The sequence below is a fragment of the Phenylobacterium immobile (ATCC 35973) genome (assembly GCF_001375595.1).
Taxonomy (GTDB): Bacteria; Pseudomonadota; Alphaproteobacteria; order Caulobacterales; family Caulobacteraceae; genus Phenylobacterium; species Phenylobacterium immobile.
The window spans coordinates 2,590,552-2,614,081 of the sequence record NZ_CVJQ01000001.1; the positions used below are offsets into that span (position 1 = coordinate 2,590,552).

At 67.5% G+C, this 23,530-nt stretch carries 23 protein-coding genes; 16 read left to right on the plus strand and 7 right to left on the minus strand.

Annotated elements, in window-relative coordinates; genetic code table 11:
* Nucleotides 1-6: 6 nt before the first annotated feature.
* From BN1313_RS12685 to BN1313_RS12695, 3 genes are read right to left on the minus strand one after another with little or no spacing between them, the layout of a single operon-like run.
* Nucleotides 7-2,259 carry a xanthine dehydrogenase family protein molybdopterin-binding subunit gene (locus BN1313_RS12685; RefSeq protein ID WP_091741250.1) on the minus strand — a complete coding sequence of 751 codons (2,253 nt, stop codon included), beginning with the start codon at nt 2,257-2,259 and terminating at the stop codon, nt 7-9.
* Nucleotides 2,256-3,203 carry an FAD binding domain-containing protein gene (locus tag BN1313_RS12690; protein WP_091741253.1) on the minus strand — a complete coding sequence of 316 codons (948 nt, stop codon included), beginning with the start codon at nt 3,201-3,203 and terminating at the stop codon, nt 2,256-2,258. The genes BN1313_RS12685 and BN1313_RS12690 overlap by 4 nt, the downstream gene beginning before the upstream one ends.
* Nucleotides 3,200-3,697 (minus strand): 2Fe-2S iron-sulfur cluster-binding protein, encoded by a 498-nt coding sequence (locus BN1313_RS12695; protein ID WP_245620237.1) that lies wholly within the window; start codon nt 3,695-3,697, stop codon nt 3,200-3,202. Before BN1313_RS12695 ends, BN1313_RS12690 begins: the two co-directional genes overlap by 4 nt.
* A 257-nt stretch (nt 3,698-3,954) precedes the next feature.
* Between BN1313_RS12695 and BN1313_RS12700 the strand changes: the two genes are divergently transcribed.
* Nucleotides 3,955-4,605 carry a hypothetical protein gene (locus tag BN1313_RS12700; protein ID WP_091741259.1) on the plus strand — a complete coding sequence of 217 codons (651 nt, stop codon included), beginning with the start codon at nt 3,955-3,957 and terminating at the stop codon, nt 4,603-4,605.
* Nucleotides 4,606-4,685: 80 nt separating this feature from the next.
* Here BN1313_RS12700 and BN1313_RS12705 read toward each other — a convergent pair whose 3' ends face one another.
* Nucleotides 4,686-4,955, minus strand: coding sequence for a hypothetical protein (locus BN1313_RS12705; protein WP_091741262.1), 270 nt, complete (start codon nt 4,953-4,955; stop codon nt 4,686-4,688).
* A gap of 199 nt (nt 4,956-5,154) precedes the next feature.
* Here BN1313_RS12705 and BN1313_RS12710 point away from each other — a divergent pair, with 199 nt between their 5' ends.
* Together BN1313_RS12710 and BN1313_RS12715 are read left to right on the plus strand one after the other, a co-directional pair.
* The gene (locus BN1313_RS12710; RefSeq protein WP_091741265.1) at nt 5,155-5,376 is read left to right on the plus strand and encodes a helix-turn-helix domain-containing protein; all 222 of its coding nucleotides are present in this window, start codon (nt 5,155-5,157) and stop codon (nt 5,374-5,376) included.
* 241 nt (nt 5,377-5,617) lie between these two features.
* The gene (locus BN1313_RS12715) at nt 5,618-7,141 is read left to right on the plus strand and encodes a phospholipase D-like domain-containing protein (protein ID WP_091741268.1); all 1,524 of its coding nucleotides are present in this window, start codon (nt 5,618-5,620) and stop codon (nt 7,139-7,141) included.
* Nucleotides 7,142-7,156: 15 nt separating this feature from the next.
* Here the strand turns inward: BN1313_RS12715 and BN1313_RS12720 are convergent, their stop codons facing one another.
* Nucleotides 7,157-7,432 (minus strand): BolA family protein, encoded by a 276-nt coding sequence (locus tag BN1313_RS12720; protein WP_091742704.1) that lies wholly within the window; start codon nt 7,430-7,432, stop codon nt 7,157-7,159.
* A 52-nt stretch (nt 7,433-7,484) separates the two neighbouring features.
* Between BN1313_RS12720 and BN1313_RS12725 the strand changes: the two genes are divergently transcribed.
* From BN1313_RS12725 to BN1313_RS12740, 4 genes are all read left to right on the plus strand, one after another.
* A complete protein-coding gene (locus BN1313_RS12725; RefSeq protein ID WP_091741271.1) occupies nt 7,485-8,141 on the plus strand; it encodes a J domain-containing protein in 657 nt (218 codons plus the stop codon).
* A 65-nt stretch (nt 8,142-8,206) separates the two neighbouring features.
* A complete protein-coding gene (cobS, locus tag BN1313_RS12730; RefSeq protein ID WP_091741274.1) occupies nt 8,207-9,208 on the plus strand; it encodes a cobaltochelatase subunit CobS in 1,002 nt (333 codons plus the stop codon).
* 26 nt (nt 9,209-9,234) lie between these two features.
* Complete coding sequence (locus tag BN1313_RS12735; RefSeq protein WP_091741277.1) at nt 9,235-11,658, plus strand: tetratricopeptide repeat protein; 2,424 nt, start codon at nt 9,235-9,237, stop codon at nt 11,656-11,658.
* Nucleotides 11,659-11,687: 29 nt separating this feature from the next.
* Complete coding sequence (locus BN1313_RS12740; RefSeq protein WP_091741280.1) at nt 11,688-12,389, plus strand: glutathione S-transferase; 702 nt, start codon at nt 11,688-11,690, stop codon at nt 12,387-12,389.
* A 57-nt stretch (nt 12,390-12,446) separates the two neighbouring features.
* Here the strand turns inward: BN1313_RS12740 and BN1313_RS12745 are convergent, their stop codons facing one another.
* Nucleotides 12,447-12,626: a DUF1328 family protein gene (locus tag BN1313_RS12745; protein WP_091741284.1), complete on the minus strand. Its 180-nt coding sequence runs from the start codon at nt 12,624-12,626 to the stop codon at nt 12,447-12,449.
* Nucleotides 12,627-12,773: 147 nt separating this feature from the next.
* Between BN1313_RS12745 and cobT the strand changes: the two genes are divergently transcribed.
* The 3 genes from cobT to BN1313_RS12760 are packed head-to-tail and all read left to right on the plus strand — an operon-like array spanning nt 12,774 to nt 17,559.
* Nucleotides 12,774-14,693 (plus strand): cobaltochelatase subunit CobT, encoded by a 1,920-nt coding sequence (gene cobT / locus BN1313_RS12750; protein ID WP_091741287.1) that lies wholly within the window; start codon nt 12,774-12,776, stop codon nt 14,691-14,693.
* On the plus strand, nt 14,693-15,676 hold the full coding sequence (locus BN1313_RS12755) for an esterase-like activity of phytase family protein (RefSeq protein ID WP_091741290.1): 984 nt from the start codon (nt 14,693-14,695) through the stop codon (nt 15,674-15,676). Before cobT ends, BN1313_RS12755 begins: the two co-directional genes overlap by 1 nt.
* Nucleotides 15,677-15,693: 17 nt before the next feature.
* Complete coding sequence (locus tag BN1313_RS12760) at nt 15,694-17,559, plus strand: alpha/beta hydrolase domain-containing protein (protein WP_091741293.1); 1,866 nt, start codon at nt 15,694-15,696, stop codon at nt 17,557-17,559.
* Between the two features lie 55 nt (nt 17,560-17,614).
* On the opposite strand, the gene rpmB is transcribed toward BN1313_RS12760, so the two are convergent.
* Nucleotides 17,615-17,911, minus strand: a complete 297-nt coding sequence (gene rpmB, locus BN1313_RS12765) for a 50S ribosomal protein L28 (RefSeq protein ID WP_091742706.1) — start codon at nt 17,909-17,911, stop codon at nt 17,615-17,617.
* 226 nt (nt 17,912-18,137) lie between these two features.
* Here rpmB and cdd point away from each other — a divergent pair, with 226 nt between their 5' ends.
* The 6 genes from cdd to BN1313_RS12795 all read left to right on the plus strand — a co-directional run bounded on the left by cdd (nt 18,138) and on the right by BN1313_RS12795 (nt 23,486).
* Nucleotides 18,138-18,530 (plus strand): cytidine deaminase, encoded by a 393-nt coding sequence (gene cdd, locus BN1313_RS12770; protein WP_091741296.1) that lies wholly within the window; start codon nt 18,138-18,140, stop codon nt 18,528-18,530.
* Nucleotides 18,527-19,270: a 5'-methylthioadenosine/S-adenosylhomocysteine nucleosidase gene (mtnN, locus tag BN1313_RS12775; protein WP_176696005.1), complete on the plus strand. Its 744-nt coding sequence runs from the start codon at nt 18,527-18,529 to the stop codon at nt 19,268-19,270. Before cdd ends, mtnN begins: the two co-directional genes overlap by 4 nt.
* A gap of 52 nt (nt 19,271-19,322) precedes the next feature.
* Nucleotides 19,323-21,881: a helicase-related protein gene (locus BN1313_RS12780; RefSeq protein WP_091741302.1), complete on the plus strand. Its 2,559-nt coding sequence runs from the start codon at nt 19,323-19,325 to the stop codon at nt 21,879-21,881.
* Nucleotides 21,878-22,156, plus strand: a complete 279-nt coding sequence (locus tag BN1313_RS12785; RefSeq protein ID WP_091741306.1) for an RNA-binding S4 domain-containing protein — start codon at nt 21,878-21,880, stop codon at nt 22,154-22,156. Before BN1313_RS12780 ends, BN1313_RS12785 begins: the two co-directional genes overlap by 4 nt.
* Nucleotides 22,157-22,278: 122 nt before the next feature.
* Nucleotides 22,279-22,620, plus strand: coding sequence for a ferredoxin FdxA (fdxA, locus tag BN1313_RS12790; protein ID WP_091741309.1), 342 nt, complete (start codon nt 22,279-22,281; stop codon nt 22,618-22,620).
* A gap of 356 nt (nt 22,621-22,976) precedes the next feature.
* The gene (locus tag BN1313_RS12795) at nt 22,977-23,486 is read left to right on the plus strand and encodes a CarD family transcriptional regulator (RefSeq protein ID WP_091741312.1); all 510 of its coding nucleotides are present in this window, start codon (nt 22,977-22,979) and stop codon (nt 23,484-23,486) included.
* Nucleotides 23,487-23,530 lie beyond the last annotated feature (44 nt).

Genomic DNA, 23,530 nt, shown 5'->3' on the forward strand with positions numbered 1-23,530 from the left:
CCTACGCTATTGCGGCAAGGCCGCGATCAGCTTCTCAGGCGTTATCGGGTAGCTGCGAACCCGCGCGCCGCAGGCGTTGTAAACGGCGTTGGCCACCGCCGCGCCGGAGCCGGCCATACCCAATTCGCCGACGCCCTTGATGCCGAGCGGATTAGCGATGTCGTCGACCTCATCCAGCATGATCGCGTCAAGCTCGCCGATGTCGGCCTGGACCGGCACCAGGTAGCTGGCGAGATCCTGGCCGAGGAACGAGCCGAACCGGACGTCCACCTCATTGCCCTCGTGCAGCGCTGAGCTCACGCCCCAGATCATGCCGCCCGTCAGCTGGCTGCGGGCGGTCTTGGCGTTGAGGATTCGGCCACAGGCGAAGACGCCCAGCATGCGGCGCAGGCGGGTCTCACCGGTGATCGGATCGACTCCGACCTCGGCGAAGTGCGCGCCGAAGGTATGCTGGCTCCAGTTGCCGCCGTCGGTGGCCTGGGCGCTTTCACCCAGGGCGTCGAGACCCTGGGGCGCCGCGCGCGAGATCAGCGCCTTGAGGCTTTCGGTGCGATTGCCGATGGCCACGCCGCCGTCGCGGAATTGGACATCGTCGATCGCGCCTTCGTGCAACGGCGAGTTGGGATCGGCGATGGCGAGGGCGGCGATGGCCCGGCGCAGGTTCATACCCGCGGCGAGCGCCGCGGAACCGGCCGTCGCGGCGCCGAACTGACCGCCGGAACCCGGCGTGGGCGGCGCCTCGGCCTCGCCGATGATCACGCGGACGTCGGCCATGGCGACGCCCATGGTTTCCGCCGCGATCTGGGCCAGGACCGTGTAGGTGCCAGTGCCGATGTCGGTCATGCCTTGCCGCACAGTGACGATTCCGTCGGGGTCGACGGCGATGGAGCACTTGGCGGGCAGCAGCATGTTGCCGCGGATGGCGCCAGCCATGCCCATGCCGACCAACCAGCGCCCGTCACGGACGAGGCCCGGCGTCGCCTGACGCTTGTCCCAGCCGAACATCTGCGCGCCCTCGCGCATGCAGCGGACCAGCTGGCGGATGGAGAAGGGCTTTCCGCTGGTGGGATCGACCTCGGGCTCGTTGATGACGCGGAACTCGATCGGGTCGAGGCCGAGCTTCTCGGCCATCTCGTCCATGGCGACTTCCAGGCTGAGCGTGCCGGAGGCCTCGCCCGGTGCGCGCAGGGGCCCGCCCGGCGGCAGACCACTGGAGACGCCGCGATCCGCAAAGAAACGATTAGGGCTGGCGTAGAGGCTCTTGGCGAAGCCGGAGGTGCGCTCGAAGAACGGGCTCATCTCCGAAGCGTGGCTGACACCGACCAGCGACAGGGCGGTGAGCTTGCCATCGGGCGTGGCGCCCAGGCGCACGCGCTGTTCGGTGGCCGGGCGGTGGATCGTCCCGTGCATCATGTGCTGGCGGGTGAAGGCGACCTTCACGGGGCAGCCGAGTTCCCGCGAGGCGAGCGCGGCCAGGATCAGGTCGGCGTAGGTGAACATCTTGCCGCCGAAGCCGCCGCCGATATAGCGCGAGCGAAGGAGAATATCCTCCTTCTCCATCTCCAGCGTCATGGCCAGGATGCCGCGCGAGCGGACGACGCCCTGGCAGGAGGTGTGAGCCTCGCAGATCCCGTCGGTCCACCAGGCGATGGAGGCGTGCGGCTCCATCTGGCAGTGGTTCTGGACGGGCGTGGTCCAGACATCGTCGAGCTGGACGGGGGCCTCGGCGAAAGCGCTCTCGAAGGCGCCAAGCCGGACATCGCCCTCGGCGGCGACGATGTCGAGCACATGGGCCTTGGCATGGAAGTCGGCGTTGGGTTCGTCCGCCGCATAGCCGATAGCGATCAGCTGGGCCGCAGCGGTCGCGTTCTCCAGGGTGTCGGCGCAGACGAAGGCCACCGGCTCGCCAAAGTAGTGGACGCGGTCGCTGGCGAAGACGGGTTCTGGCCCGCCGGTCCAGAAGTCAATCGGCGGCGCCGGCGCGGCGTGCTTGGGCACGTTGAGATAGGTCCAGACGGCCTTGACCCCCGGCGAGGCCTCGGCGGCGGCCGTGTCGATGGAGATGATCCGGCCCTGAGCGATGCCGGACGGCACCATGACGCCGTAGGACGGCGGCGACGGCGGCTGAACTTCATAGGCGTAGGGCGCCTTGCCCGCGACCTTCAGGGGGCCGTCGTAGCGGTCGACCGGTTTGCCGATCAGACCTTGCCGGTTTTCCTTGATCGGGTTCGGCTTCTGGAAATCCTCGACGGTGCTCATGCGGCGGCTCCGGTCATGGCGCCGACCACAGCCGGGCCGAGGCGCGAGACGAGGGTGATTTTGGTGGCGTTCAGGCCCTGCTCCCGGGGCTCCGCGAGCTGGACATCGAAGGCTTCCTTGGGCGTGGCGCCGGCGGCGAGGGCGGCCTCCGCCAAGTCGGCGCGCCAAGGCTTCGGCGCCACGGCGCCCAAGGCGATGCGGGCGCCGGCGACGGCGATGCTGGTCAGACCGTGGGCGTATGAGGCCCGGTCGCGGACCTTCTGGTAAGTTTGGCGGCCCTCCGGCGGCGGCGGGAGGATGACGGCGGTGATCATCTCACCGGCGACGAGGTTCGTCTCATGCTCCGGCGTGTCGCCCGGCAGGCGGTGCAGTTCGCCGAGCGGCAGAGTGCGGAGCGCACCGCCAGGGCTGAGGGTCTCGATCATCGCGTCCAGGGCGGTGAGCGCCACGGCCATGTCAGAGGTGTGGGTGGCGACGCAGGCGTCTGAGCCGCCGAAGATGGCGGCGTGACGGTCCGGCCCGCCCAGCGCAGAGCAGCCCGAGCCGGCCGCGCGCTTATTGCAGGGTTTGGTGACGTCGTAGAACCATGGGCAGCGGGTGCGCTGCAGCAGGTTGCCGCCGACGGTGGCCTTGTTGCGCAGCTGCGGCGAGGCGCCGGAGACCAGAGCGCGGGCCAGCACCGGATATTTGGCGCGGACGCGGGTGTCGCCAGAGACGCGCGCGTTGATCGCCAAGCCGCCGATCCGCAAGCCGCCCTCGGTGGTTTCCTCGATCTGGGTCAGCGGAAGGCGGCTGACGTCGACCAGACGGGTCGGCTGCTCGATGTCGAGCTTCATCAGGTCGAGCAGGTTGGTGCCGCCGGCGATGAACCTGGCGCCGGGCGCGGCCGCAAGCTCCACGGCCTCGGCCGCGGTGGATGGCCGTTCGTAGACGAAGGGCCTCATGCCCGATCCCCGGCGTAGCTCTTGATGGCCGCGACGATCTGCGGATAGGCGGTGCAACGGCAGATGTTGCCGCTCATCCGCTCGCGGATCTCAGCGTCGGTCAGTGCAATCGGAAGCTGACCGTCGGCCGTCTCCTGGCTCGGATAGTCCAGGGCGACCTCCTCCAGCATGCCCATGATCGAGCAAAGCTGACCGGGGGTGCAGTAGCCGCATTGGAAGGCGTCTTCATGGACGAAGGCCTGCTGCAGAGGATGCAGGCTGTCCGGCGCACCGAGGCCCTCGACGGTCATGACGGCGTCGCCATCGTGCATCACGGCAAGGGTCAGGCAACTGTTGATGCGCACGCCGTTGACCAGAACCGTGCAGGCGCCGCACTGGCCATGGTCGCAGCCCTTTTTCGGGCCCGTCAGCTTGAGGCCTTCGCGCAGGGCGTCGAGCAGAGTGGTGCGAACGTCGAGGTCCAGCGCGCGCGCCTCGCCGTTGACCGTGATCACCGTCGGCAAAATGAAGCTCCTCCAAGCGAGGCAACGCCGCTTTCCGCGGGCTTTAGCCTAGCGCGATTGTGGGATTTCCGGCCGCCGCCGGGCAAGCTCTAAAGTCGCATCGCGAACATAACGTTGGTCCCTGCCCGGACCTGAAGGCGCCGGCAGCCAAGGAACGGCCGCGAAAGTCAGCGGTTATGGCGAAGGTTCGGCGAGTCCGGGCCTGGCGCGCCGCCAGTTCAAACTCGGCGCCGGAGTGTTTGGGCGCAATGAAGAATTGGTTTGGTCGAAGATATTTCGATCTCCTGGGCTCGATCTATATCTACAACGAGCACCGGGGATACACGGCCATCGACCGCGTTCTTGAGGCGGTTCGCACACGTTGGCCGGAGGATCACGCTCTAATTGCGCGGATCGAAAGCCATCGGGCCGACGAATACAAACACTACCTGATGTTTCGTCGCTGGTTCGAGCGGCGCGGCGTCATGCCGCTGGCGATTGACCGGGCCTGCGGCCATATCGATCGGTTCGTCAGCATCATGTTCGGGCGCACGATCGACGATCTCGACCCTGCTCTGGTCGTCGGTCGCGAAGACCAATTTGAGCGCCTCTGCCGGGTCATTTCTTTGACGGAGAAACGGGGCCACCGGCAGGTCAAACTCCTGCTGCGCAGCCCACGAATCCGCGCTGATCAAAGCCTCACACGGATCTTCCGCATCATTGAGCGCGATGAACCCGGCCATTGGGCGCCGTACGACCAATGGCTCGCCGTTCACGGCAAACGCCAAGCCAGCTGGTGGGAACGCTCGATCGACAGCTACATCCACAGCGAACTGCTGTTTCTGAAACTCCCGCTTCTGTTCCTGGCGCCCAGCCTGCGACGGCGACGGCTCTGGCCGGATGACATTCCGGCCGGTTAAGGCCCGGCCGACTTCGGAGTATCGGAGCAGTCGAGATATGAAACAGTCCCGCGTCCGCCCAAGGGCGCGGGACTGAAATCCTACTTCTGCCGCGCGGCGGCGTCAGCGGCGGCGTCGGCTTTGCGGCCGGCAACGGCGGCGGCGTCTGCACTGTCGTCCGCGACAGCCGAGGCGGCGGCGGCGGTCTGGTCCGCTGCGGCCTGCGTGTTAGCGGCGGTGTCGCTGGCGGCGGACGCGGCGGCGTTTCCGGCATGGTCGGCGGCGGCGGACGTTTCGCTTTCCGTCTTCTGCGAGCAGGCGACGAGCGCAAGGCTGGAGACGGCCGCCAGGGCGATCAGGGTCAATTTCATAGGTAGCTCCAGGTCGAGATGACGCCCACTGGCGCCCAGCGACCAAACGCACGGTGGCGCTTCTGGCTCCGCGGCGGCTAAAACCATCAGTAGCGATGACCGTCGACCGCCGATCGCATTCAGCCCTCGCTCATCTTCAGTCCGTCAAACCGCCGCGCCCTGCCGCACGCAGAGACGGTGGCGGACAGAAGGAAGCGGAATGGATCGGACCTTGGTTTCAGCGCACGTGGCCAAGCGGCTCTCAATGCGGCGCAATGAACTGCGACTGTCCCTCGCCCAGGTGGCCGCCCGATGCGGCGTGTCGCTGCAGCAGGTCCACCGCTACGAGACCGGCGACAACGCTGTGTCTGTGGCGATGCTCTGGCAGCTGTCGAAGTGCCTCGACACCAACATTGTCTATTTTTTCGAAGGACTGGACTAGCCAAGACCACCGTGGGTCTTGGGGTGGTCTTGGCTAGTCATGGCGCCGGATCGCCGGGGGACGTGAGGCTTTTCGAACGCCGATATCTGAACTGTTCAAACGTCGCCCGGTTGCAGGCCGACTGAACTTTCACGCGGCGCGTGATTGAGGCCAGCCAACCCCACGGCGCTGCGGAACCTTAACCACATCTCAGCACTCAATCGCCGACAGGCGCTCCGCCGCCGCTCAACCGAGAACGCCGATGTTGTTGAAACGTGGCGCCACCTGCTGGCGAGCCGAACGAACCCCGCGCGCCGCTGTCTTTATTGATGTCGAGGACTACTTCACGGCGGTGATGTCAGCGATCTCCAAGGCGAGACGCTCGGTGCACATCCTCGGTTGGGCGTTCCATCCGCTGACCCACTTCGCGCCGCAGGTCGATTGCGCCGATCCGCAGGAGGCGCGCATTGCGGCCTTCCTCAAGGCGGTGTCCTCCACGCGGCCCGAACTCGACATCAGGGTTCTGTGCTGGAAGGCGGCTCTGCCCATCGCCATCACTCAGGACTTCTACCCGCAGCGGGCGGCCAGGGAGTTTCGCCACACCTCGGTGCGCTTTGAACTGGACGACCAGACCCCGCTGGGCGCGAGCCACCACCAGAAGGTCGTAGTGATCGACGATGCGGTCGCCTTCTGCGGCGGCTGCGACTTCGGGCCCGACCGATGGGACACCTGCGATCACGAGGATGAAAACCTGCTCAGGGCCGCCGAACCCGGAGCTCCCCCGTGCTTTGACCCCCGCCACGAGGTGATGAGCCTTGTCGATGGACACGCCGCTGAGGCCCTGGGCGAACTGTTCCGCGCCCGATGGCTGCGCGCCACTGGCGAGACGATGACCGCGCCGAATGCGCCGGCGCCGTCGGACCCTTGGCCCGACGCCGTCACGCCCCAGTTCGAAGACGTGCGTGTCGGCCTTTCGCGCACCGCGGCCGCGTGGGCCGGCGAGGATCAGATCCGGGAGAACGAAGCGCTCTATCTCGCCGCAATCGCCGCCGCAAAATCCTGTATCTATATGGAAAATCAGTATTTCACCTCGCCGGTCATCGCCGAAGCGCTCGCCCAGCGGCTCGGCGAAACCAAGGGTCCGGAGGTCATCCTTGTCTCGACGGGCCATGCGCCCAGCTACTTTGATCAATTGACGATGGACCGGACCCGATCGTTCTTCATCCGCCGGCTCGAGGACGCTGACAAGCATGGCCGGTTCCGCATCTACAGCCCCGTCACCGCCCTCGGCCATACGATCATCGTCCACGCCAAGCTGGCGATCATCGACGACGTGCTGCTGCGCGTCGGATCCGCCAACATCAACAACCGCTCCCTCGGCCTCGACACCGAGTGCGACCTCTCCATCGAACCCATGAGCCCGACGCGAGCGGAGACCAGACTGGCGATCGGCCGCGTGCGTACGCGCCTGGTCGCGCACTGGCTGGGCTGTGAGGATGTGATCGTCAGTGAAGCTGTCGAGAAGACGGGCGGCCTGGGCGCCGCCATCGAGTGGCTTCGTGCTCAGGGCCGGTGCCGCCTACGTCCGATTCCCGCCGTGGCGCTCAAGCCCATGGCGTCGCTGGTCGCTACCTTTCACCTCGGCGATCCCGTAGGCCCCAAGGACTCATGGAAGCCGTGGCGGCGCCGGCGCAGCGTGGCGACCGAACTCAAGGCGGTTGTGGCGAGCCTTAAACAGGCCAACCTGGACAGCGTGCCTGCGCGGCTTAGCGCAAAGGCCATATAGCCGCAGGCTTGGCCCTTAAGCCTCTTCCCCTGGCGCAAGCGCGCGCACCGAAAGCGCGTGCACCTGGCCCGCCAGCTCCTCAGCGAGCGTGCGATAGACCAGGCGCTGGCGGGCGACCTTGGAGAGGCCGACGAACGCTTTCGCCTGGATCAGCAGGTTGAAATGGCTTTCGCCGCCTTCTCGGGCGCCAGCGTGACCATGATGGCGTGCGGAGTCATCGACGACCTCAAGCCGGTCTGGGCTGAACGCGTCGACTAATTTTCGCTGGATCGTTTCAGATATGGCGCCCATGGGTCGCAGCTTCAATTCTTGCCAGAGATTCTTTGAGCCCCATACTTGGACCATGCCCCGCGCGTTTCAATACAGGCCCCGTTTCGTCGACATCCGCGTACGCCCGCCGTCCGTGGAGGAAGAGGAAAAGGCCAAGGCTGACGCCGTCGGCTTGAAGCCGGGGGAGCGCGCCTGCGACCATCCCGGCTGCCGCAAGCCCGCGACCGCCAAAGCGCCCAAGTCGCGCGAGATGTTGAACGAGCACTACTGGTTCTGCCAACCGCACGCCGCCGAGTACAATCGCCACTGGGACTTCTTCGCCGGCATGAGCGAGGGCGAGATCCGCAAGCGCCAGCAGGAAGAGCTCTTCACCGGCGGGCGTCCGACGTGGGAGATGAAGGCCGGGCGCAACAGCCGCGAAGCCGCCAGCTTCTCGGCGAAATTCGGTAAGGGCGAGGGTTACCGTGACCCCTACGGCATGTTCGGCGGCCAGGGCGTCAAGCGCGAGGCCCCACAGGCCGAGGCGCGACAACTGGGCAAGATCGAGCGCGCGGCTCTGGCCGATCTGGACTTGGAAGTCGATGCCGAAGGCCCGCAGATCCGCCAGCGTTACACCGAGCTGGTGCGCCGGCTTCACCCCGACGCGAACGGTGGCGACCGCTCCGGCGAGCACAAGCTGCAACGCGTGATCAAGGCCTACCAGTCGCTTCGCAAGGCGGGGATGGTCTAGGCAGATCGCTTGCCGGGGAAACTCCCTTTGCCAGCCTTCGCCTGACGCGCTAACCAACCGGTATCATGACCGCCTATGACACCACCGAAGACCGGTTGATCACGCTTGCCCCGGACCACAAGGTCTCCGCCCGCGAGACCTTTGGGGTGGACTTCGACCTGCAGGTCCCGGCCTTCTCCGAACGTGATAGCCACGTGCCGGAGATCGACCCCGCCTATAAGTTCGATCCGGAGACGACCCGGGCGATCCTGGCGGGCTTCGCCTTTGACCGTCGCGTGATGGTCCAGGGCTATCACGGCACCGGCAAGTCAACGCACATCGAGCAGGTGGCGGCGCGCCTCAATTGGCCGACCGTGCGGGTGAACCTGGACAGCCACGTCAGCCGGATCGATCTGGTCGGCAAGGACGCCATCGTCCTGAAGGACGGCAAGCAGGTCACCGAATTCCGCGAAGGCATGCTGCCCTGGGCGATCCAGCGGCCGATCGCCCTGGTGTTCGACGAATATGACGCCGGCCGTCCGGACGTGATGTTCGTGATCCAGCGCGTGCTGGAAGCGCAGGGCCGCCTGACCCTGCTCGACCAGAACCGCGTGATCCGCCCGAACCCCTATTTCCGGCTGTTCTCGACGACCAACACCATCGGCCTGGGCGACACCACGGGCCTCTACCACGGCACCCAGCAGATCAACCAAGGCCAGATGGACCGCTGGTCGATCGTCACGACTCTGAACTACCTGGCCCACGACGTGGAAGCCGAGATCGTCCTGGCCAAGTCGCCGAATTACCAGAACACCGAGGGTCGCCGGACCATCGCAGCGATGGTGCGCGTGGCCGATATGACCCGCAACGCCTTCATGAACGGCGATATCTCCACCGTCATGAGTCCACGGACCGTGATCGCCTGGGCCCAGAACGCCGAGATCTTCGACGGCGACCTGGCGCTGGCTTTCCGCATGACGTTCCTGAACAAGTGCGACGAACTGGAACGCGGCACCGTCGCCGAATTCTTCCAGCGCGCCTTCGGCCAGGACCTGCCGGAATCCACGGCGCGGGTGCGGGTGGCCTGAGCCACCGCTCCGGATAAGGTCCGGCCATGTCGCCGAGCCCGGTCCAGGCCCTTTTTCAGCAGGCCATGGGCCTGCATCGCGCCGGCCGGCTGGCCGAGGCTGAGCAGGCCTATCGGCAGATCATGCGGGTCGATGCGCGGGACTATCCGTCGCGCTGCATGTTGGGGCGGCTCTACCTCGACCTTGGGCGCAACGCCGAGGCCGAGAAGGTCCTTGAAGCCGCCGTCAAGCTGGACGGGCGGGCCCCGCCTGGGTTGAGCGGCTATGGGCTGGCGCTATTGCGGGTAGGCAAATTCAAGCCGGCCGCAGCGATCCTTGAGCGGGCCATCGCCGCCGAGCCGAACGATTGGTCTTTGCGCTGTAATCTGGGCGACGCCCTGCTGGGCCTTGGCCGTCCGCAGGATGCGGTAGCCGCCTATGATCACGCCTTGGGCCTGGCACCTGACGCCGCGCCCGCCTGGGCCCGGCGGGCGACGGCGCTGCTTGATCTGGAGCGACCGGACGCCGCGCTCGCCGATGCTGAGCGGGCCTTGGGATGGGCGCCGCGCGACGCCCAGGCCTTGGCGGCGCGCGCGGCCGCGCTGACAGCCCTTGACCGCGTCGACGAGGCGATCGTGGCGGTCGGCCAGGCAATGGCCGCCGCCCCGGACGACCATGGGCTGGCGGTCGACCGGGCGCGGCTGTTGTTCAAAGCTGGCCGCTTCGCCGAAGCGGCCAGCGACTGCACGAGGGCGCTCACGCAAGACTCGCAAAACGTCGAGGCGTTGATCGTGCGCGGCGCAGCGCTGGCGAAACTGCATCAGCCACAGGCCGCCCTGGCCGACGCCGAGGCCGCGACAGCGCTCACGCCCCGCGACGCCGAGGCGCAATTCATCCGGGGCCTGCGGCTGGATGCCTTGGGCCGCGGCGAGGCGGCGATCGAGGCCTACAAGCGCGCCCTGGCCCTTGGCGATCGAAAGCGACCTGACCTGAGAGCGCTGAACAACCTCGGCGCCAGCCTGATTGAACTGAAGCGCTATGGCGAGGCGATCGCCGCCTTGAGGCAGGTGTTGGCCGTTGAGCCGCGCCACCGCCACGCCTTGGGCGCCTACGCCCACGCCCAGCGGATGACCTGCGACTGGACCGACGCCGCAGCGGTGGAGGCGGCGCTGAGGACGATCGTGGAGACGGGCGAGGCGGAAGTTCCGCCTGGCGTCGTGCTGGCCTATTTCGACGACCCGGACCTGCAGCTGAAGGCGGCGCGCAACCACGCCGCGGCGAACATGGTCGCGGTCGCTCCGCGGCCCGCCCCCCACGCGCGCGGCGAGCGGCTGCGCATCGCCTATCTCTCCGCCGACTTCCATGACCACGCGACCATGCGGCTGGCGATCGGGGTGTTCGAGCGCCACGACCGCGCGCGATTCGATGTGTGCGCCATCTCCTTCGGACCGGACGACGGCAGCGCCCTGCGCGCCCGCACGGTGGCGGCCTTCGAGACCTTCCTGGACGCCCAGGCTATGAGCGACGAGGCGATCGTGGCGTGGATGCGCGAGCGCAGGATCGATGTCGCCGTTGACCTAAAGGGCTTCACGGCCGGATCGCGCAAGCGGGTCTTCGCCGCCCGTCCGGCGGCGGTTCAGGTGAACTACCTGGGCTTTCCCGGGACCCTCGGCTCGGAAGCCTACGACTACGTTCTGGCCGATGCGATCACCGCGCCGTCGGCGATGTGGCCGTTCTTCAGCGAGAAGATCGTGCACCTGCCAGACAGCTATCAACCGAACGATTCCCATCGCGAGACGCCGATCGGCGGGCCCTCGCGCGCCGACGCCGGCTTGCCGCCCGCGGGGTTCGTCTTCTGCTGCTTCAACAACAGCTACAAGATCACGCCCTCAGTCTTTGGCGTCTGGATGCGCCTGCTGGCGGCTGTCGAGGGATCGGTCATATGGCTGCTGGGCGACAACGAGCTGGCCATGGCCAACCTGCGGAAGGAAGCAGCCGTGCGCGGCGTCGACCCGGCGCGACTGGTGTTCGCCCCGCGGGTGACCCTGAACGATCACCTCGCCCGCCACCGACTGGCGGACCTGTGCCTCGACACCCTGCCCTACGGCGCCCACACCACCGCCAGCGACGCCCTGTGGATGGGTCTGCCGATCGTCACCTGCCTGGGCGCCGCCTTCGCCGGGCGCGTGGGCGCGAGCCTGTGCGCCGCGGCCGGCCTGGACGCCCTGATCGCGCCAGATCTGACGGCCTACGAGGCTTTGGCGCTGAGCCTGGCGCGCGATCCTGAGCGACTGGATACGATCAAGGCGCACCTCGCGGCCGCGCGGACCACGGCGCCGCTGTTCGACGATGAGCGCTATCGACGGGGGCTTGAGGCGGCCTATGAGGTCATGTGGACCCGTCGCGAAGCTGATGAACCTCCGGCGGCTTTCGCCGTCGGATCCGTCGACGACAGGCGGGATCGAGGTTAGGTCTGTTCGCCTTCAGTTGGAGCGGGGCGATGAGCGACTACGATCTCTACTACTGGCCCATTCCCTTCCGCGGCCAGTTTGTCCGCGCGATCCTGGCCTTCGCCGGCAAGACCTGGACCGAGGCGGGCCGGGAAGCGATCCTGAAGCTGAAGGAAGGTCCGATCGCCGACATGCCGGCGCCCTTCATGGGCCCGCCCGTGCTGGTCGATCGCGCGACGGGGTTCGCGCTCTCGCAGATGCCGGCGATCGTGCTTTATTTGGGGGAAACCCTGGACCTTCTGCCGGCCACCCCCGCGGGACGCGCCATGACCCAGAAGGTCGTCGGCGACGCCAACGATCTGATCGATGACCTGACCCTGGATGGGGGCCGGGAGATGTGGACTGAGGCGCGCTGGGAGGCGTTCACGCCACGGCTGCGGAAATGGATGTCACTGTGGGAGGAGACCGGGCGCCGTCACGGATTAACGCAGGATGACGGATTCCTGCTGGGCGGCGACAGGCCGGCCGTCGCCGACATCGTGAGCGCGGTGCTTTGGTCGACCATGACAGAACGGTTCCTCGTGATCGCCGAACTTCTCGATGACGTCGCGCCGATGACCGCCGCGCTAAGCCGACGCGTTATGGCCGTCCCGTCGCTGGCGGCCTTGGCGGCCAAGGCCCGAGCGGACTATGGCCAGACTTGGTGCGGCGGACAGATCGAGGCGTCGCTTCGCAAGGTGTTGGACACTTGAACGCAAAACGCCCGCGCCTTGCGGCGCGGGCGTTGCAGGCCTTGCTAAGCGAGTCGGCTATCGACCGGTCAGCTTGCGCCCGGCCATGAGGCCCAGCACCAGGAACACCGCGAAGACGATCAGGAACAGAACGAACAGGAACTTGGCGACGCCGGCGGCAGCGCCAGCGATGCCGCCAAAGCCCAGGGCGCCAGCGATCAGGGCGACCACGGCGAAAATCAGGGCCCACTTGAGCATTTCACTTCTCCTATCGAAGCGTCACCTGCGCTTCGTCAAAGCGAGTAACGCCGGCTTGACCACAGCGTTCCGGCGAAGCGTCGCCTCAGTGCTCGACCTTTGCGGTTTGCGGTTCTTTCCGTCGCGGCGCTGATCTAGAACTGCGCCATGGCCAAACCCGCCGAAAGTCCCCAGGAGCCCTTCAAGCGCGCGCTCGCACAGGCGGCGCGATCGCTGGCGGAGACTCCGGACCTGGAGGTTGTCTATTCGGCCGAGGGCCCGTCGCTGCACGGCAACCGCGCGATTCTGCCGCATCCGCCCCGTGACCTGACCCCAGCCGACGCGGCGGCGCTCCGCGGGATGGCCGACCAGATCGCGCTTCGGCTCGCCCACCACGACATCGAGGCCCACGCCCGCCTGCGCCCCTCCGGCCAGGCCAGCGGGGTTTATGACGCCATCGAACAGGCCCGCATCGAGGCGATCGGCGCCAATGCGCTGGGCGGCGTTCGCAAGAACCTGCGCACCGTGTTGGAGCAGGCCTGGGCGAAGAAGAATTTCACCGAGTTGGACGCCCTGTCGAACCCGCCGTGGAGCGAGGTCGTCTCGCTGATGGTGCGCGAGCGCCTGACCGGCGAGCCGCCGCCGCCGCAGGCGCGCAGTCTGGTCGATCTGTTCCGCGCCAAGGTGGAGGAGAAAGCCGGCCCTGATCTCGACCGACTGAGCGAGGCCCTGGACGACCAGGCGGCCTTCGCCCGGATCGCCCGGTCGATCATCCATGACCTGGAACTCGCCGCCGACATCGCCGACGAGCGCGACGGAGAGGACGAAGAAGGCGACGACCAGGACAACAACGAAGACCTGGACGAGCCTGACGACGACGACGGCGAAAGCGAGGGCGAGCAGACGGGCCGCCAGCAGGCGCAAGAGAGCGCTGAGCCGCAGGAGGCCGACGCCACCCAGCAGGCCGCCGAAAGCGACATTGAAGAGGTCGAGGAAGACGAGCAGCCTCCCGAGGTCGACGAGGGCGATCAGCCTGCGCGACCCGATCCGAAGCCTGAGGCGCGAACGCCGACCTATAATGTGTTCACCACCGCCCATGACGAGGTGGTCGATGCCGACGACCTGTCCGATCCGGCCGAGCTGAGTCGGCTGCGGGGCTACCTCGACCAGCAGTTGGCCAGCCTCTCGAACGTTGTCGGCCGCCTGGCGAACAAGCTCCAGCGCAAGCTGCTGGCGCAGCAGAATCGCTCTTGGAGCTTTGACCTGGAGGAAGGCGTGCTGGACGTGGCGCGCCTGACGCGGGTGATTATCGACCCGACCGCGCCGCTGTCGTTCAAGGAAGAGAAGGACACCGAGTTCCGCGACACGGTGGTCTCGATCCTGATCGACAATTCCGGCTCCATGCGCGGACGGCCGATCATGGTGGCGGCGGTCTGCGCCGACATCCTGGCGCGAACTTTGGAGCGCTGCGGGGTGAAGACCGAGATCCTCGGCTTCACCACCCGGGCCTGGAAGGGCGGCCAGGCGCGAGAAGACTGGCTGAAGGCCGGCAAGCCGGCCCAGCCTGGCCGGCTGAATGACCTGCGCCACATTATCTATAAGGCCGCCGACGCGCCGTGGCGTCGGGCGAGGCGCAACCTCGGCCTGATGATGCGCGAGGGACTGCTGAAGGAGAATATCGACGGCGAGGCCCTGCTGTGGGCGCACCACAGGCTGATCGGCCGGCCCGAGGCACGCCGCATCCTGATGGTGATCAGCGACGGCGCGCCGGTGGACGATTCGACGCTCTCAGTGAACTCGGGCGCCTATCTGGAGAAGCACCTGCGCGAGGTGATCGGCGAGATCGAGGCCAAGAGCCCGGTGCAATTGATCGCCATCGGCATCGGCCACGACGTGACGCGCTATTACCGGCGGGCGGTGACCATCGTCGACGTGGAACAACTGGCCGGCGCCATCGTCGACAAGCTCGCCGAGCTGTTCGACGAGGACGTGCGCCAGGTGCGGCGCGGCGATCTTTCCGCGCTCGCGCCCACGGGCGGCGGCGAGAAGCGCAGGACGCCGATGCAGGCGGCAGGCGGCGCGGCCTGATGCGCGCCGCGGTCGGCGCCCTTCTGCTGGCGGCGCTCGCCGCCTGTGCGCCGATCGCCGAACTGCCCTCGGCCCCGGTCCCCTACGGCCCGGCCATCGCCATCAGGGGCGCACCTGTGCCCATGGAACCGGCGGATCCAACCCGGGAGCGGCTGGGGAATTTCACCTACGCCGGCGGGCTGCATATCACCTCCGACCAGACCAGCCGGCTGCACGGCCTTTCAGACCTGAAGGTCTGGCCGGATGGGCGCTTCCTGGCCCAGGGCGATCAGTCCGACGTCGTCGAGGGCCGCCTTGTGCTGGACGTGCGCGGCCGTCTGGCCGGCGTGACCGACGCCCACATGCACGCCCTGAAGGACGCCGATGGCCTGGAGCTCTATGCCAAGGGCCAGAAGGAATTCGACGCGGAGGGCGTGGCGGAGTTGCCCAACGGCGACCGTCTGGTCTCGTTCGAACAGCACGACCGCATACTGCTCTATCCGCGCGACGGCTCGATCCCGCGGCAGGCGGCCATGCCGACCGTCCGCTTCAAGAACAACGACGCCATGGAGGCGTTGGCGACCGACCCTGCCACGGGGCCTGACGCCTACCGCGTCGGCGTCGAAGAGACCGGCGAGGTCTACGCCTGCCGGCTGTCAGCCAGCTGCGTGCTGGCAGGCAAGGTCGCGTTGGACTCCGGAGCGGGACTGGTCGCCATGGAGCGTATGCCGGGCGGGCGCTGGGCCTATCTTTTGCGGTCGTATTCGGCGGTGCGCGGCAACGTCGTGCGACTGCGGATCACCGACTCCGATGGGACCGTGGTCGACGAGGTAGAATTGGCCAAGCCCCTGACCGTCGACAATCTCGAGGGCCTGGGCGTGGTCGCCGGGCCGGGCCGGCGGGTCCGCTTCTATCTGGTCTCGGACGACAATTTCGGGATGTACAACGGCCTGCCGACCGATCAGCGCACCCTGCTGCTCGCCTTTGACTGGTCCCCGCCCTAACTGCTGGAAGGCTGATCATGGCTGTCGAACGACTTGAATTGCAAACGACCGCCTGCCGCGATGGCGAGGCGTTCGGCGCGGCAGGCCCCTATGATCTGCTGAAAGGCTTGGCCTTTCTCGCCCTCGATCCCAACGACCCCGCTGATGCGTTGGTGACGGACCTGGGGCTGGCGCCGCGCGACGCCGATGGGCGCGTGCGGTTCGAAGCCGACGTAGAAATCCTGCGACCGATCGATCCGGCGAGGCGCAACGGCCGATTGCTGCTGGATGCGGTGAACCGCGGCGCGTCGGTCCTGCGCTCGCTGGATGAGGCCTGGGTGTTGGGCCAGGGGTTCACGGTCGTTCGCTGCGGCTGGCAACACGATGCCGATCGCGCGCGGGGCCTAGGGCTCCAGACCGTCCTACCGACGCTGGACGGCCGGCCGATCACCGGACGTATGGCCCGCGTGTTCGAACCCGACGCGGCGGCCGACCGCTTTGCCTTGGGCGAACCGGGCGTCATTCCCTATCGCGCCGACCCGGACAGGGCCGACGAGGCGAGCCTGAGCGAGCGGACCTTCGTCGGCGGCCCGGCGCGCATCCTGGCGCGGGAGGCGTGGAGCTTCTCCGAGGATTTCACCGGCGTCATCTATCCCACCGGGTTCACCCCGGGGTACGCCTATGAGCTGATCTTCACCGCCGCAGAGGCCCCCTTGACCGGCCATGGCCTGGCGGCGACCCGCGACCTGATCGCCTTCCTGCGCGATGCGTCCGCCAGCGATGGCAATCCGTTGGCTGGCGAGGTCGAACATGTGCTGGCCTTCGGCGTATCTCAGTCCGGGCGGTTCCTGCGCCAGATGGTCTACGACGGGTTTTGCCAGGATTTTGAAGGCCGCAACCTTTTCGACGGCCTGCTGATCCACACCGGCGGGGCCCGGTTGCTGGAGAGCAACTGGCGTCTTGGCCAAGCGGTCTACAACGGCTGGGACGCGGTCAGCGCGACCTTCCCGTTCACGGACGTGACGCAGACCGACCCGGTGACCGGCATCACCGACGGCCTGCTGGCGCGGGTCTCGGCCAAGGGCGCGCCGCCGCGGATCGTTCACACTGATACCGCCGCCGAGTACTGGGGCGGCCAGGTGGGCAGCCTGGCTCACGTGAGCGCTGACGGCTTGAACGACGCCGCCGTGCCCGAGACCTCGCGACTCTACTATCTGGCCGGCACGCAGCACGGGGTCACGCCCCTGGACGGACCGCCCGGCCGCGGCGCCTATCCAGCCAACACCATCGACTACCGCCCGCTGCTGCGGGCGGCCTTGCGCAACCTGGATTGCTGGGTCGCGCTGGACGTGGAGCCGCCGCCGAGCCGCTATCCACGCCTCGACGACGGCACCCTGGTCGATCGCGAGACAGCGCGGGACGGCCTGGCCGGCCTGCCCGGTCCGGGCGCGCCGGAGAAGCTGGCGGTCCTGCACCGGCTGGAATTCGGACCGACGGCGCGCCAGACCCGGCGCTTCGAGCAAATCCCGCCAGAGCGGGGACCGGCCTATGCGCTGCACGTTTCGGCGGTGGACGCCGATGGCAACGAGACGGCCGGGGTGCGCCATCCTGAGATCACCGCGCCCTTGGCGACCTACACCGGCTGGAATCCCCGTTCCGCGAAGATTGGCGGGACCGACCAGAACCTGCGCACGGCGGGCGCCGTGATCCGCTTCGCCCTCACGCCAGGCGGCGAAGACCGGCGCCCCAGCGTCGCTGAACGGTACGCTGACCGTGAAGCGTACGTGGCGGCCGTGCGCGTGGCGGCCGAGGCGCTTATCGCTGAGCGCTATATGCTGGCGGAAGACATGGATGGAGTCCTCGCCGAAGCTGGGCGGCGCTACGACCTCTACACCACCAGCTAGAACGAAAAAGGGCCGCTCCTCGGAGCGGCCCTTGATATTCGAAGCGGCTGTCGCCCTAGGCGGCGGCTTGCTCGGAGAGCTTGGCCTTCAGCTGGCGCTTGATCTTCAGCGCGCGCGGCGAGAGATCTTCATCACGCGCCTTGACCAGGAAAGTGTCGAGCCCGCCGCGGAAGTCCAGGGTGCGCAGCGCGGCGTTGGTGACGCGCAGGCGGAACGACTGGCCCAGCGCATCGGACTGCAGGGTGGCTGGCGACAGAGCCGGCAGGAAGCGGCGCTTGGTCTTGATGTTCGAGTGGCTCACATTGTGGCCGATCATCGGACCGACACCCGTAAGCTCGCAACGACGCGACATGGCGAAACCTTCGCAGAAATAGAGATCGGCGAGCCGGGGCCCGCGCAAGAGCGGGCGATATAGGGGAAAGCCTGGGCTCCCGTCAAGGCGAGGCTGCTCACGGAGGCAGTGCGCGCGCCCTTACCTCATGCCGTCTGTGCGGATACGGTAGGTTCATGGCGTCTGGAACAAACATTGAATTGCGAGGGTCGCTGATTCGGACCCCGTTCGTTTCACAAGCGTTCTCGTGACCGACAAACCCGCGTTATGGACGTTGCTCGAAGGGCTGCTTCCCCGGTCGCATTCGCCCTACTCGGGTGTGCGCGTGGCGGCGGCGGTCGAGGATGAAACCGGCGCCCTGCACTTTGGCGTCAACGTCGAGAACGCCAGCTATCCGGAAGGCGTCTGCGCCGAGGGCGGGGCGATATCGGCCTTGGTCGCCGCGGGCGGGCGGTCGATTCGGCGGGTCTATGTGGCTTCCTCGCTAAACGAAGCGATCTGGCCGTGCGGCGGATGCCGCCAAAAGATCCTCGAGTTCGCCGCGCCAGGCTGCGAAATCATCAGCCTGACCGCCGACGGCGCGCAGACCCATACGATCGAGGAACTGGCGCCGCTGGGCTTTCGGTTGGCGCGGCCGTGAATGCGATTCTATGCGCCACGCCGGAGGAGGAAGAGGCCTTGCGCGCAGCCTTCGATCTCGCGCCAGCGCCCCGCACCCATGGTCCCTTCCAGGTATGGATCGGCCGTGACGCCCACGAAGGGGTGGCGCTCAGCCGCAGCGGCATCGGCAAGGTCAACGCCGCGGCGGCGACCAGCCTGTTGCTGGAGGCCTATGGCGCGCGCCGGGTGATCCTGGCGGGCGTGGCCGGCGGCCTTGCGCCGGATCTCCCGGTGGGCGCGGTGGTGCTCGCCGCGCGCCTGTCGATCTGCGACTACGGGGTGGTCAGCGCCGGCCGTTTCATCCCGACCGCCTCCGGCATGATCCCGATCGGCGCACCGGAATTGACCGAGCTCGCCCCCGCCGCGCCCGACGCCATCGCCGCCTACGAGCAGCTGATCGCCGAAGTGGGCCCGGCGCTCGGCCATCCGATCCGGCTGGGCGGCCTCCTGACCGGCGACTATTTCCTGAACTGCGCCGAAACCCGGGAGGCGCTCAGGGCCCGCTACGGCGCCGACGCCATTGATATGGAGTCCGGCGCGGTGAGGCAGGTCTGCGAGGCGTGGGGCGCGGACTTCTATGCGGTCCGAACCCTCTCGGACCTAGCCGGCGCCGACAGTGCGGTGACCTATGGCGAGATGGCGGCCATGGCGGCGGCCAACTCGGCGGCCTGCGCGCCCGCGCTTCTGTCGCTTCTGGAGGCGTCTGCGAAGGTTGCGTGAAGGTTGAGCGGTCACGCTTGCTCGACTCCGAAAGCCGTCCCATCTTCGAGTCATGAGCGACCGACCGTCCGGCGCGGGGCCCTCCAGGCTCGTCGCGGTTCTGGGGCCCACCAACACCGGCAAGACCCATTTGGCGGTCGAGCGGATGCTGGGCCACGCCTCTGGCATGATCGGCCTGCCCCTCAGGCTGCTGGCGCGCGAAATCTACGATCGGGTGGTGAAAGCGCGCGGCGCTCGCTCGGTGGCCCTGATCACCGGTGAAGAGAAGATTGTCCCGCCGCGCGCCGACTATTTCATCTGCACGGTCGAGGCCATGCCGCTTTCGCGCGATGTCGACTTCCTGGCGGTGGACGAGATCCAGCTGTGCGCCGATCCTGAGCGCGGCCATGTCTTCACCCACCGCCTGCTGCATGCCCGCGGCCGGCAGGAGACGATGTTGCTCGGCGCCCAGACCATGGCGCCCCTCGTCCGCCGGCTGCTGCCCAACGCCGAGATCGTCACCCGCGACCGCTTCTCGAAGCTCACCTATTCGGGCCCGAAGAAGCTGACCCGCCTGCCCGCCCGGACCGCCGTCGTCGCCTTCTCGGCCGACCAAGTCTATGCGATCGCCGAACTGATCCGACGCCAGCGCGGCGGGGCGGCTGTGGTCATGGGCTCGCTATCCCCCCGCACCCGCAACGCCCAGGTCGCGCTCTATCAGTCCGGCGAGGTCGATTTTCTGGTGGCCACCGACGCCATCGGCATGGGCCTGAATATGGATGTCGACCATGTCGCCTTCGCCGGCTTGCGCAAATTCGACGGCAAGCGAATGCGCTACCTGCACGCCCAGGAGGTCGGCCAGATCGCCGGGCGCGCCGGCCGCTACAGGCGCGACGGCACCTTCGGTGTCACCGGCGAGGCCGAGGACATGGACCCCGACCTCGTGGCCGCTGTCGAGGACCATGAATTCCAGCCGGTCCCGTCGGCGGAGTGGCGCAACGCGCGCCTCGACTTCGGCTCGCTGAACGGGCTGATCCGCTCGCTGGCTCAGCCACCGGATCGCCCCGGCCTGTCGCTGTCCGCCGAGGCCCTGGACGAGACCACCCTGCGCAAGTTGGCGACCGATCCGGAGATCGCCGATCGCTGCCGCAACCGCGAGGCGCTCTTCAAGCTGTGGGATGTCTGTCAAACACCGGATTTCCGTAAGGTGGCGCCGGACGAGCACATCGGACTGGCCAAGGTGTTCTTCGACCACCTCACCACCGGCCGACGCCGGATCGATCCGGACTGGATGGCCCGCCAGTACGCCCATCTGGACCGCATCGACGGCGACATCGACGCCCTGGCGGCCCGGTTGGCCAATGTGCGGACCCTGGCCTATGTCGCCAACCGGCCGGATTGGCTGCACGACCAGGCCGGCTGGCAAGGCCAGACCAAGGGGCTGGAGGAGCGGCTCTCCGACACCCTTCATGAAAAGCTGATGGCGCGGTTCGTCGACCGGCGAACCAGCGCCCTGATGCGGGGCCTGCGCATCCGCGAGGAGATGCTGGCCGGGGTCGCCGCCGATGGCGCGGTGACCGTCGAGGGTCATTATGTCGGACGCCTCTCCGGCGTCCGCTTCGAGGTCGCCAAGGGCGCAACCTTGCTGGAGGACAAGGCCTTACGGGCCGCGGCCACCCATGCGGTCGGTCCGGAGATCGCGCGCCGCCTCGGCCGGCTCGCGGCCGAGCCGGATGCGGCGTTTGCGTTGGCGCCCGACGGCGCAGTGCTATGGCGCGGCGAGGCCGTGGCGGCGCTGGCTGGCGGCAAGGCGTCCTCGCCGCGGGTGCGCCTTTTGGGCGAACTCGGGCCGGAGCCCGCGCGGCAGCGGGCAGCGCGGCGGCTGGAGGCCTTCATCGCCGGTGAAGCAGGTCGCAGGCTAACCGGCCTGCGCCGCCTGGAAGCCGCGGTGGCTGAGGGCAGGATCACGGGCCTCGCCCGGGGCATCGCCTACCAGCTGATCGAAGAAGGCGGGGTTCTAGACCGCGCCAGCGTGCGCGACGAGGCCCGCGCGCTCAGTCAGGTTGAGCGTCGCGCTCTACGCGGCCTCGGCGTCAGGCTGGGCGCCTTCTCCATCTACATGCCGGCCCTTCTGAAGCCACAGGCGCGGATACTGAGCGAAGCCCTGGTCGCCAACCTCGTTCGCGACTGGCGACCGCCGACGGATGCGCCCTCGCCGCTGCCCGCTCAGGCGCTTGGCCGGTCGTTGGCCGCCTTCGGCCTGCGCGCGGTCGGCGACCTGGCCGTCCCGGTGGAGCAGCTGGAGCAGCTCGACGAATTGATGCGCAACGCGCCGCAAGCCGGCGGAGGATCCGTTGTCGACGAGGCCTTGGCCGCCAAGCTCGGCTGGAGCTCTGAACAGATGCGCCGGATTCTGCGTGGTCTGGGGTTCGCGCCCAGTCAAAGAGGCCTCGATGGCCTGCCGGTGGCTTGGCGGCGGCGGATCGATCGCCCCGCGGCCGCGCCAGCGCCAGCGCCCGCCGGCAGGCCTGACTCGCCCTTCGCGGCCCTGGCGAGCCTCAAGGCCGCCGAACCCTCGCCGCCCCGACGACGGCGCCGGCCGCGACGCCGGATCAAGGCGGTCGGCGCGTGAGCGACGACGCTTGCCGCGTGGACGTCTGGCTGTGGCGCGCGCGCTTCTTCAAGACGCGGACCGCTGCTGCGAAGTTTGTCGAGGAAGGCCGCGTGCGCCTGTCGCGCGGCGGACAGGAGACGCGACTGGACAAGCCATCGCGGGCCGTGAAGCCCGGCGATCTGCTGGTCTTCGCCGCAGCTGGCCGTTTGACCGCGGTTAGCGTCGCTCAACTGGGCGCGCGGCGGGGCCCGCCGGATGAGGCGCGCAGCCTTTATGCAGCGCTGCCCGAATAGACCTCAACTCAACGCCTGCAGAGAATGTGGTTTGGACGGACGGCCTGGCTGATTGACATTATTGGCCTTCGACCCGAAAAACCGCGCGCCCTCGTGGGGGCCAAGCCGGAGTATCGTACGCCATGAGCTACATCGTGATGGATCCTTGCATCAAATGTAAGTTCATGGACTGCGTTGAGGTGTGCCCCGTCGACTGCTTCTACGAGGGCGAAAATTTCCTGGCGATCAATCCCGACGAATGCATCGACTGCGGCGTCTGCGAGCCGGAGTGCCCGGTGGATGCGATCAAGCCGGACATGGAAGACGACGCCGACGGCAAGTGGCTCAAGCTCAACGCCGACTATTCGAAGGTCTGGCCGAACATTACGGTGAAAGGCACACCGCCCGCCGACCGTGCGGAGTTTGAAACGGAGACCGGGAAGCTTGAGAAGTACTTCAGCGAAAAGCCTGGCCGCGGCTCCTGAGACTTAGATCGCCAAGGTGAAGCCTGTCGTCGCAGCCATCGCGGCGCGCGCCTCACCCTGCGGCAACCCTTTCATTCATCTATATTTTATGCTATTGCTACCGCCGACTTAGCGCGGATGCGTCTGCGCACGTCTGAATACCGTAGGTCGTTGAATACCGTTGGCCAGGGCGTCGCAGGTTCGTTTCACCGGACGCCGGCCGATGTCGTCGAAGCGCCGCCCCGCGGCGAGAGGTGTGTTTAGAATCTAAGTCTCCGCCAGCATCGACCTGACCCGCCGCGGCTCTATTCGCGGAGAGGGTTCTCGTCACTCTGCTGCAGCCCGAGGCTTGGTCGTCAGAACTGAGAGGATTTCCTATGAGCAAGACCGGTCACGATTTCCAGGTTGGCGATCACGTCGTCTATCCCGCCCACGGCGTCGGTCAGGTGCAAGGGATCGAGAGCCAGGAAGTCGCCGGGATCAAGCTTGAACTCTACGTCATCACCTTCGACCACGAAAAGATGACCCTGCGGGTGCCGACGGCGAAGGCGCGCACCGCCGGCCTGCGCCCACTGGCTGAAGGGAATGTCGTTTCGCAAGCCCTGACCACGCTGAAGGGCCGCGCTCGCGTGAAGCGCACCATGTGGTCGCGTCGCGCCCAGGAATACGAAGCCAAGATCAACTCCGGCGATCTGATCTCGATCGCCGAAGTTGTGCGCGACCTCCACCGCGCCGAAAACCAGCCCGAGCAATCCTATTCCGAGCGTCAGCTCTATGAATCGGCTCTGGACCGCATGGCCCGCGAAGTCGCCGCCATCGAGCGCATCGATCGCGACGCCGCCATCGGCCTCCTGAACAAGTCTCTGGTGAAGGCCGTCGCAGCCTGACGAACGGCTGGTTCGCTTGAACCAAAGGCAAGACTGACGCTGAA

What these genes read in the sequence shown, in the direction of transcription:
- BN1313_RS12685 (WP_091741250.1), bottom strand. Translation starts at nt 2,259, where the DNA reads ATGAGCACCGTCGAGGATTTCCAGAAGCCGAACCCGATCAAGGAAAAC.
- BN1313_RS12690 (WP_091741253.1), bottom strand. Translation starts at nt 3,203, where the DNA reads ATGAGGCCCTTCGTCTACGAACGGCCATCCACCGCGGCCGAGGCCGTG.
- BN1313_RS12700 (WP_091741259.1), top strand. Translation starts at nt 3,955, where the DNA reads ATGAAGAATTGGTTTGGTCGAAGATATTTCGATCTCCTGGGCTCGATC.
- BN1313_RS12705 (WP_091741262.1), bottom strand. Translation starts at nt 4,955, where the DNA reads ATGAAATTGACCCTGATCGCCCTGGCGGCCGTCTCCAGCCTTGCGCTC.
- BN1313_RS12710 (WP_091741265.1), top strand. Translation starts at nt 5,155, where the DNA reads ATGGATCGGACCTTGGTTTCAGCGCACGTGGCCAAGCGGCTCTCAATG.
- BN1313_RS12715 (WP_091741268.1), top strand. Translation starts at nt 5,618, where the DNA reads ATGTTGTTGAAACGTGGCGCCACCTGCTGGCGAGCCGAACGAACCCCG.
- BN1313_RS12720 (WP_091742704.1), bottom strand. Translation starts at nt 7,432, where the DNA reads ATGGGCGCCATATCTGAAACGATCCAGCGAAAATTAGTCGACGCGTTC.
- BN1313_RS12725 (WP_091741271.1), top strand. Translation starts at nt 7,485, where the DNA reads ATGCCCCGCGCGTTTCAATACAGGCCCCGTTTCGTCGACATCCGCGTA.
- cobS (WP_091741274.1), top strand. Translation starts at nt 8,207, where the DNA reads ATGACCGCCTATGACACCACCGAAGACCGGTTGATCACGCTTGCCCCG.
- BN1313_RS12735 (WP_091741277.1), top strand. Translation starts at nt 9,235, where the DNA reads ATGTCGCCGAGCCCGGTCCAGGCCCTTTTTCAGCAGGCCATGGGCCTG.
- BN1313_RS12740 (WP_091741280.1), top strand. Translation starts at nt 11,688, where the DNA reads ATGAGCGACTACGATCTCTACTACTGGCCCATTCCCTTCCGCGGCCAG.
- BN1313_RS12745 (WP_091741284.1), bottom strand. Translation starts at nt 12,626, where the DNA reads ATGCTCAAGTGGGCCCTGATTTTCGCCGTGGTCGCCCTGATCGCTGGC.
- cobT (WP_091741287.1), top strand. Translation starts at nt 12,774, where the DNA reads ATGGCCAAACCCGCCGAAAGTCCCCAGGAGCCCTTCAAGCGCGCGCTC.
- BN1313_RS12755 (WP_091741290.1), top strand. Translation starts at nt 14,693, where the DNA reads ATGCGCGCCGCGGTCGGCGCCCTTCTGCTGGCGGCGCTCGCCGCCTGT.
- BN1313_RS12760 (WP_091741293.1), top strand. Translation starts at nt 15,694, where the DNA reads ATGGCTGTCGAACGACTTGAATTGCAAACGACCGCCTGCCGCGATGGC.
- rpmB (WP_091742706.1), bottom strand. Translation starts at nt 17,911, where the DNA reads ATGTCGCGTCGTTGCGAGCTTACGGGTGTCGGTCCGATGATCGGCCAC.
- BN1313_RS12780 (WP_091741302.1), top strand. Translation starts at nt 19,323, where the DNA reads ATGAGCGACCGACCGTCCGGCGCGGGGCCCTCCAGGCTCGTCGCGGTT.
- fdxA (WP_091741309.1), top strand. Translation starts at nt 22,279, where the DNA reads ATGAGCTACATCGTGATGGATCCTTGCATCAAATGTAAGTTCATGGAC.
- BN1313_RS12795 (WP_091741312.1), top strand. Translation starts at nt 22,977, where the DNA reads ATGAGCAAGACCGGTCACGATTTCCAGGTTGGCGATCACGTCGTCTAT.